The following is a 9,405-nucleotide window of genomic DNA, read 5'->3' on the forward strand; positions in this document are numbered from 1 at the left end:
ATGAGCGTGACGCTCCACACCGGGGACAGCCCACGATTTCCGCGCTCCACACCGGGGACAGACCACGATTTCCGGGAAACTTCCCCCCGGAAATCGTGGTCTGTCCCCTCGCCCCCTGCCCCCTCGGCGCCGCGCTTAATTGGCCTTGGCCGGCGCAGCCTCCAATTTACCACTATCGAGCTTGCTTATCACGGGCGCCTTCCACGGCCCCGTCACTTGCATATGGTAGGTCAGCGCCTTCATCACCGGCGCGCGCAAGAACAACTGCGCCAGGAAGCTGCCCAAGCCAATGACCGGGTTGACCGCCAGCGCGTATACCAGCGGCCCGGTGCCGAGGTTGAACTCGGGTATCACCACCACGTGCAGGTTGGTCGATTCGTTGGCGATGTCGGCGCTGCCGTCCATTAACACGGTGGCGGCCACGCCGTGCATTTTCAAGTTGTCGGTCTTGACCACGCCGCGCGCGATGCTGGCGTTGGCGCTGATGCCGTCGAACGCCAGCCCCTCCGAAAAGACGTCGTGGAAATCCAGCTTGAGCAGGCGCGGCAGGGCCTGCAGGCTGAGTACACCCAGCAACTTGGCCGCGCCCGGGTCTTGCTTGAGGAACTGGCCCGATTCGATGTTCATCACCAGCTGGCCGCTCAGGCTGGGGATGTCCAGCGAATACGGCAAGCCCTTCCAACTGATGTCGCCGCTCAGCTTGCCCTTGCCCTTGCGCACCGTGTCGGCGAAGCCGAAGCGGTCCAGCAGCCTGCCGGCGTCGGCGATGTCGAGCGTGAAGTTCAGGCTGGTGTTGCTCTGGCCGTCGCGCAAAATCCATTTGCCGGTGCCCTTCAGCTCGCCGTCGGCGTTGGCCAGCGATAACTTGCTGACGCGCCAGTCGCGCCCGGTGGCGGCGGCGTTGTAGGCTTGCAGTTCGAGCCGGCCGATCTGTTTGTTGAACAGTTCGAAGCGCTCGGCCACGATGTCGAGCGCGGGGATGCTTTGGGCCGCGCCGTTTTTACCTTCTAGCAAGTCCTTGACGTCGGCGCCGGCCGACTCCGGAATGATCAGCGAGGATAGCCGCGCCGTCACCTTGCCCAGGCCCGACGGCGTTTCGACCCAGCTGACGTAGCCGGACACGCGGTTGGAATCGACGTTGGCCTGCCACAGGCCCTTCTGGTGGGTGGCGCCGACGACGACGTTGTCGAGCTTGCGTTCGCCCAGGATCATCTCGTCGGCGCGCGCCGCCATCAGGTCCGGCAGCACGTACTGGCCCAGCTCCGGGGCGCCGGCGTCGCCGGCCGCGGTCGCGCCGGGGGCGGCGGCCGGGCCGGCGATGGCGCCGCCGAGGTTCAGCCAGGAGTCGACGTTGAGCGACTTGAGGTTGACGTTGATCATCATGCCGCTGTCGGGCTCGGGCGCCGGCGTGTTCACGCCGATGCCGCCGCGCACCACCCGCCAAGCCTCGCCGCCCTGCTTCTCGCGCTGGTAGCGCGCGGCGATGCCGCCGCCGAGCGCGATGCGGATGTCGTCGCGCGTCAGGCCGGCCTCGTTGGCGGCGCCGCCGCTGAGCACGAACTTCAGCGGCAGGCTGTCGGCCGCCGCCTTCTTCGCCGGGACCGGGAAGTCCAGGCCCAGGCCGACCAGGTTCGAGTCGACCGCGACCTGGAACTGGTGCTCGCGCGCCGTCACCAGCGCGCTGTAGCGGGCGCCGCCGCTCAGGTGCCCGGCCAGGCGCTGCATCACCGGCGCCGGATAGGCCTTGCGCAAGCCGTCGGCGGTGACGTTGCCGGCGATGCGCACGACGATGGAATTGTCGCGCTGGCTGCCGCCCGACACCGCCACCGGGCCGCCGACGAAACTGCCGCCCAGGCTGTTCAGGTTGACGCCCTTCTCGTTGAACTCGATGCGCCCCAGCGTGCCCTGCACCGGCGGAAAGTCGTGGAACAGCGTAATGTCGTTGCCCGCCAGTTGCAGCGCGCCCTGCACCTTGGCCTCGACCATGTGGTGCAGCGGCAGGTGCAGCTTGAGCGCCAGCTTGGCGTTGCCGCTGGCCGAGGTCTGGTCGGTGAAGTGGGAAATCCACTCCAGCACCGGGCTGGCCGCCATGTACTTCAGGAATTCCTGCATCGGCCCGGATGCGCCGCCTTCGATGTCGAGCATTTTTTCCGGCACCGTCAAGTCGGCGATCACCGCCTTCACGCCGGACAGCGCGACGCCGCCGGTGGTGGCGCTGTCGCCGCGGATTTCCATGCGCGCGCGCTCGAACACGAAGCCGCCCTTGATGTGCTCGGCCTGCGGCCACAGCGGCGCCTTGCCGTCCTTGGCGACATGCCCGGGCGAATAGTTCAGCTTGGCGTTCTCGAGCCGGCCGGCAACGCGGAATTCGCCGCGGCTGCGCTCCTGCGGCGTGTCGGCCTTGAACGGGAAATGCGCCAGCTCGCCGCGCAGGCGCAGGCCGACGTCGCTGGCGACGCCGTCCTCGAGCGCGCCGACCAGCCAGTGGCGCAGGTCGGCCGGGGTTTGCAGCGGCAGGTAGCGGTCGATGGTTTTCAGGTCGAAATTGTGCACGGTGCCGCTGAAGTCGGCGCTGCCCAGGCCCTTGCCGGGCGCCGCGTCGAGCGGCAGCAGGTGCGAGCCCTTGAGCGTGGCCGACAAGCCCTGTTGGACGAAGTCGAGGCCGTCGACGTCGACCCGCAGCTTGCTGCCGCTTTCGAAAGACCAGCGCGCCTTCAGGTTGAGGCGCTCGAACGGCATGGCCGGCTCGCTGAAGTAAGCGGGCATGCGCAGCACCAGGTCGCGCGAGGCCAGCGTGACGCTGCCGCCCCGCTCGCTGGCGTCGATGGCGCCGCTCAAGTTGTCGAAGCCGGGCAACGCGGCCGTCGCCGGCACGGCCGCGTCGGCGCCGTTCCTCGGCTGCGCCGGGCGCGCCGGCTGGGCCCGCAGGCCCAGCCCCGCCAGTTGGCCGCGCACGCGGTAAGACTTAACCTCGGGCAAGGCGCCCTGCCACTCGGCCGAGAAATTGTGCAGCCGGCCGCTCGGCGCCAGCGCCCCCAGCGCCTGGCGCTGCGCCGCGGCCAGCGGCAGGCGCGCGGCCAGCGCCGCCATGGTTTGCAGCTCCAGCGAGCGGGCCTTGATTTCCACCCGTTGCGGCTGGCCGGCGGCGGCGGCGACGTAGCGCTCCGACAGCGAAGTTGGCGGCAGGCTCAGGCCGTCCCGGGTTTCCAGCGAAAACGCGCTGAGGCTGACGGCGTGGCCGCGCGCGCCGAAGGTCGGCTTGCCGTCCTGCGCGTCGGCGGCGATGACCTCGTGCGCCGAGACGCGCCCGCTGACGCGCACCAGGTCCAGCGCCGGCAGCTCCGGCCCCAGTTGCGCCAGCACGTCGGTCAGGCCGACGTCGGCGGTGAAGCCGGCCAATTTGGCGTGGTCCAGCGTCAGCCAGGCGCGCAGCGCGCCGCGGCCCCGGCTCAGTTCAAACGGAAAATCGATATGGCTTTTCAGGGCCGCCAGGTCGGCGTCCTTCAGGTCGGCGAAAATTTCGCCCTTCCACATGCCGACGTCGGAAACGCGGCGCGCGAAAGGCGGGTGGGAAAAGCGCGCCCGCACGTCGATCGGCGCGGCCAGGCCGGCCGGCGGCGTCGCCTGCAAGCCGAACTGGTGGCTGCGCCATTTGTTGCGCAGCAACAGGTTGAGCTTGTCAAGCGCCAGCGGGGCGCCGCCGCGCAGCTCGTCGGTCCAGCGCAGGCGCCCTTCGCGCACGACGATTTCGCGCTGCGACAGCAACCAGTCGGCGCCGGCGCCGTCGCCGCCGGCGCCGCCCAGCGCCACGCCGGCGGCGTACAGCGTGCCGTCGGCGGCGCGGCGCACGTCCAGGTCGGGGCGGATGATTTCCAGCGATTCGAAACGCACGCCGCCGGACAGCACGCTCCACCAGGACAGCGTGGCCGACACGCTCGGCAGGCTCAGCACGGTGCGCCCGGCGCCGTCGCGCAGCGTCACGTCGCCCAGGAACAGGTTCGGCCGCAGCCCGCTCCACGACGCGTAAATGCGCGCAATGGCGACCCGGTTGCCGATCGCCCGGCTGGCGGCCTGTTCGATGCCGCCCTTGTAATAGTCGATATTCGGCAGGATCGCGTAGCGCAGGAACAGGAACAGGACGGCGAACAGGAAATACGCGGCCACGGCCAGCTTGACGCTAAAGCCCAGCACGTGGTGGGTTGCCAGGTTGCAAATCCGATAGGCGCTACGCATCCTGCGCCAGCGCACGGCCAGGGGCACATGCGCGTTCACGGTCTCCTCTGGCGGTTTTTGCATCAATAAGCTAATAAATCGGGTCCGGCGTAAAAAAAAGCTGAATAAAAGGCGCACTTGCTTCAAAACCACGCCTCCCTTACCATCGTCCTGGCGGGGCGGGCGGCGCGGGTTTCCGCCCGCGGCCCAATTCTACCGCATACCCACCGGAAAGAACGCCGCTTTGCCCAGCATTTCGGCCTTCCTTTGCCATTTACCCAGCCACTTACCGAGCCCCACAGAACGCCACCGATGAGCCACTCCCCCCTGATCTCCGCCTCCCGTTTCTACCAGCGCTGGCTGGGCGCGGCCCCCGACCGCGCCGCCAAGGTGGCGCAACTGGCGCGCCTGCCGCTGGCCGGACTCGACTTCGCCGCCGCGCTGGAACGCGAGGCCCGCCCGGAAGGGGCTGTGGCGGCGCTGCCGCTACCGCGCGCCATGCGGCGCCTGCGCAACCTGCTGGTGGCCGGCCTGATCGAGCGCGACCTGGATGGCCGCGCCGACCTCGCCGAGGTGGTCGGCGCGATGACCGGCTTCGCCGACTTCGCCATCCAGACCCACCTGCGGGCGCTGATGGCCGAGACGGTGGCCGCGCACGGTATGCCCATCGGTCACGAATCGGGACTGCCGCAGGAAATGCTGGTGTTGGCGATGGGCAAACAGGGCGGCGGCGAACTCAACGTCTCTTCCGACATCGACCTGATCTTCGTCTATCCGGAGGACGGCGACACGCTGGCCGACGGGCCGGGCCAGCGGCCGCTGTCGAACCACGAATTCTTCACCCGCCTGGGCAAGAAACTGATCGCCGCGCTCGCCGAAATCACCGAGGACGGCTTCACCTTCCGGGTCGACATGGCGCTGCGCCCGAACGGCAACTCCGGCCCGCTGGTGGCCAGCCTGAACATGGTCGAGCAATACCTGATCGTCCAGGGCCGCGAATGGGAGCGCTACGCCTGGGTCAAGGCGCGCGCCGTCAGCGGCACCGAGGCCGACATCGCCGCGCTCGACGCCATCGTGCGCCCGTTCGTGTTCCGCCGCTACCTCGACTTCGGCGTCATCGACGCGATCCGCAACATGCACGGGCAAATCCGCGCCGAGGTCGGCCGCCAGGAGCGCCTGCACCCGGACCGCAGCAACAACGTCAAGCTGGGCCGCGGCGGCATCCGCGAAATCGAATTCCTGGCGCAGGTGTTCCAACTGATACGGGGCGGGCGCGACGCCGCGCTGCGGGACCGCTCGACGCGCGCCACGCTGCGGATACTGGCCGAGAAAACCCTGCTAACGCCGGACATCGTCGAACAACTGCTGGCATCCTACACCTTCCTGCGCAACCTCGAACACCGCCTGCAATACCTCGACGACGCCCAGACCCACACGCTGCCGCCCAACGACGCCGACCGCCTGGTGGTGGCGCAGATGATGGGCCTGGCCGACACCGCCACGCTGCTGGCGCAGCTCGAATGGCACCGCGCCTTCGTCGCCGGGCAGTTCGACGAAATGTTCAGCGACAAGAGCGCGCCGCCGGCCGACGGCAATCTCGACCCGCAGGCCAGCAACGACTGCGCCGACCCCGACAACCACGAGGCGATCGAGGCGCGCTTCCGCGCCCTCGGCTTCGTCGAGCCGCCGGCCGCCGCCAAGCGCCTGATCGCCACCTGGCAGGCGCCGCGGCTGCAATCGATGCCCGAGGCCAGCCGCAACCGCCTGGTCGCGCTGGTCAACCTGGCGCTGCCGCTGATTGCCAAGAACGCCCCGGCCAGCGGCCCGGGCGACCAGCTGACCACGCTGGGCCGCCTGCTCGACTTCCTCGAAGCGATCGCGCGCCGCTCGGCCTACCTGTCGCTGCTGACCGAATACCCGCACACGCTCGAACACGTGGTGCTGATGGTCTGCGCCAGCGGCTGGGCCGCCACGTTCCTGACGCTGCACCCGATTTTGCTCGACGAGTTGCTGGACGCGCGCATCCGCAACGACGTGCCGGACCCGACGGCGCTGGCGCGCGAACTGCAAGAACAGCTCGACGGCGCCACCGGCGACACCGAGCGGCAGATGGACGTGCTGCGCGAAATGCACCATGCCCAGCTGTTCCATTGGCTGGCGCAAGACCTGGCCGGCGACCTGACGGTGGAAAAACTCGCCGATTACCTGTCCAAGCTGGCCGACATCATCGTCGCCGCCACCATCCAGTCGGCTTGGCAGGCGCTGGCGACGCGCCACCGCGAGGTGCCGAAATTCGCCGTGATCGCCTACGGCAAGCTGGGCGGCAAGGAACTCGGCTACGTCTCCGACCTCGACGTCATCTTCCTGTACGACGACGACGACCAGGACGCCCCCGGCCTGTACGCCAAGCTGGCGCAGCGCTTCATCACCTGGATGACCTCGTACACCTCGGCCGGCATCCTGTTCGACGTCGACATCGCGCTGCGCCCGGACGGCGCCTCCGGCATGCTGGTGTCGAGCGTGCAGGCGTTCGAGCGCTACCAGGCCAACTCGGCCTGGGTGTGGGAACACCAGGCGTTGACGCGGGCGCGTTTTTGCGCCGGCGACGCCGGCATCGGCGAGCGCTTCGAGCAAATCCGCGAAGACGTGCTGCGCCGCGAGCGGCCGCAGGACGGGCCGCTGAAGCAGGAGGTGCTGACGATGCGCAAGAAAATGCGCGACGCCCACCCGTCCCGCCCCGGCCGCTTCGACCTCAAGCAAGACCCGGGCGGCATGATCGACATCGAATTCATGGTCCAGTTCCTGGTGCTGCAACACGCGGCGCGCTACCCGCAACTGACCGCCAACGTCGGCAACATCGCCCTGCTCAAGCTGTGCGGCGAGCTGGACTTGATCGACGCGGCGCTGGCGGCCCGCGCCGCCGACGCCTACCGCGCGCTGCGCAAGCTACAGCACCAGATCCGGCTGCAGGGCCAGGACTCGGCGCGGGTCGAACCGGCCCAGGTGCGGGCGCACACCGACAGCGTACGGCAACTATGGACGGGCATCTTCGGTGACAAGGCCGCGTAAATATTGTATAACTGTTTCAGTACGGAAAGTACGTTTAAGCCGGACGACAAGGCCGGATTCACCATTGCACTTTTGGAGAGCGTCACAATGAAAGCACTCGTTATCGCAGTCGCAGTGAGCCTCAGCATCCTCGCCATACCGTCCGCAGCGCTGGCGGCCGACAAGGGCACGGCCGAGCAGGCCATCGCCATGACCAAGAAGGCCGTGGCGCTGATCAGATCGGCCGGCAAGGACAAGGCCTTCGCCGAGATTGCCGATCCGACCAACGCCACCTTCCACGACCGCGACCTGTATGTCTACGTCTACGACATGAACGGCATCACCCTGGCGCATGGCAACAATCCTAAGATGGTCGGCAAGAACCTGATCGAATTGAAGGACAACGAGGGCAAGGCCGTCATCAAGGGTTTGATCGAGATGGCCAACAGCCCGGCCGGCAAAGGCTGGGTCGAATTCAAATGGCCCAATCCGGTGACCAAGGCGGTCGAGCAGAAGGCCGGCTATATCGAGAAGGTCGACAACATCATCGTCGGCTCCGGTATCTACAAATAAGCCGGGTCGGCGCACGCGCCCGACCGCCCCGATGCCGATTCACTACCTGTCCCGCCTCAGCGCCGAAAAACGCGACGCCCGCTCCGACCTTCATCTGGGTTGCGTGCTGGCCTTCGTTGCCGGCGCGGTCAACGCCGGCGGCTTCCTCGCCATCGGCCGCTACACCTCGCACATGACCGGCATCGTCTCCAGCATGGCCGACGACCTGGCGCTGGGCAACGCCCGGCTGGCGCTGGCCGCGCTGGCGGCCTGGTTGGCGTTCATCGCCGGCGCGGCCACCACCGCCGTATTGATCAACTGGACCCGACGCCGCAAATTGCGCAGCCAATATGCGCTGAGTTTATTACTGGAGGCGGCGCTGCTATTATTGTTCGGCCTGGCCGGCAATAACCTGGCGGCGATGCACGATATGCTGGCCCCGGTCACCGTGTTATTGCTGTGTTTTATCATGGGCTTGCAAAACGCGATCATTACCAAAATATCCGGCGCCTCGATCCGTACCACCCACGTCACCGGCCTGTCGACTGACATCGGTATCGAACTGGGCAAGCTTTTCTATTACAACCGCCACGCCCGGCCCGAATTACTGGTGCGCGCCAACCGCCAGAAACTCAAGCTACATTCCCTGCTGGTTTTGTTCTTCTTCGTCGGCGGCATATCTGGCGCGCTTGGCTTTAAACATATCGGCTTCTCCGCCACCATTGTTCTGGCCGCCGTGCTGGCGACCTTGGCCATCGGTCCGATCGTGCACGACGCGCATCTGCTGTGGCGCTATTACCGCCGTAAAGCTTGACAACACATGCCGTCCATATGACTGGCCGGGGATAGCGTCAAGTCTAATTCCGGGGTTATGCCGTCAGCTTGATTATGTCGCAGCGCGCCCAGGCCAGACAAAAAATTGACTTGTTTAAGCCAAAATTGAGCATGAGCGGCTCCCTTTCCAAGGGTTTTCGTAGGTCGGGTTAGCCGGAACGGCATAACCCGACTGGCGTCGGCAGCGGCCCGGCGTCGAATTACGCGTCCCGCTAATCCGACCTACGGAATCTTAACCTAGCGGCATTACCAACGAATGCGATGTTGGGGGGGGGCGAAGCAAGACGCGGCGCTTTGGATCAACGTTGTTGGACTAATCCAACTTACGAAAATCGCTCGAACTTAGCGGCATAAGCGGCGTGGCGGATATTCGAAGAGTTTATTTTTGAAAGTGTAAATAGTGTCCGATTAAATAACTTATTGCATTCGCGTTTCTCCTTATACTCGCCCGATAAGAAGGTCCATATTCGCTGCGCCGAGGTTTCCAATGCGCGCGTCGCAGCCGGTTTCAAATAAGCTGTATTTGATATCAAAGCCAATACCAACCTCACCTAGGAGTCTGCGCGGCAGACAATTCTTGCGCTGACCATGTGACGCGCTTCTTGCCTGCGTCGATGGCGATTCACTTTCGCACTCGAAAGTGGAATGAAATAGGAGCCTGAGAGTGGGGATTGGACGGACTTTCGCCCTTTCAGGTCTTACGCGGACAGCATTTTCGCCATGCGCCGCAGGTTCAGCGCGGTGCAGACGAGTTTCCAC

Annotated in this window: 5 protein-coding genes; 3 read left to right on the forward strand and 2 right to left on the reverse strand. The window is 66.3% G+C overall.

All coding sequences use genetic code 11. From position 1 onward, the window contains the following. Positions 1-135: 135 nt before the first annotated feature. A complete protein-coding gene (locus ACFDR9_RS03610; protein ID WP_409030100.1) occupies positions 136-4,296 on the reverse strand; it encodes a YhdP family protein in 4,161 nt (1,386 codons plus the stop codon). 228 nt (positions 4,297-4,524) lie between these two features. On the opposite strand from ACFDR9_RS03610, the gene glnE reads away from it, so the two are divergent. From glnE to ACFDR9_RS03625, 3 genes are all read left to right on the forward strand, one after another. Beyond that, positions 4,525-7,281, forward strand: coding sequence for a bifunctional [glutamate--ammonia ligase]-adenylyl-L-tyrosine phosphorylase/[glutamate--ammonia-ligase] adenylyltransferase (glnE, locus tag ACFDR9_RS03615; protein WP_409030101.1), 2,757 nt, complete (start codon positions 4,525-4,527; stop codon positions 7,279-7,281). 87 nt (positions 7,282-7,368) lie between these two features. Continuing rightward, a complete protein-coding gene (locus tag ACFDR9_RS03620; RefSeq protein ID WP_409030102.1) occupies positions 7,369-7,833 on the forward strand; it encodes a cache domain-containing protein in 465 nt (154 codons plus the stop codon). A gap of 31 nt (positions 7,834-7,864) precedes the next feature. Beyond that, the gene (locus tag ACFDR9_RS03625; protein ID WP_409030103.1) at positions 7,865-8,626 is read left to right on the forward strand and encodes a YoaK family protein; all 762 of its coding nucleotides are present in this window, start codon (positions 7,865-7,867) and stop codon (positions 8,624-8,626) included. A gap of 458 nt (positions 8,627-9,084) precedes the next feature. On the opposite strand, the gene ACFDR9_RS03630 is transcribed toward ACFDR9_RS03625, so the two are convergent. Continuing rightward, a partial coding sequence (locus ACFDR9_RS03630; RefSeq protein ID WP_409030104.1) for a hypothetical protein occupies positions 9,085-9,405 on the reverse strand: 321 nt, incomplete at its 5' end.

Origin of the sequence: Janthinobacterium sp. CG_23.3, assembly GCF_046115965.1 — a bacterium.
Classification (GTDB): Bacteria; Pseudomonadota; Gammaproteobacteria; order Burkholderiales; family Burkholderiaceae_D; genus Janthinobacterium.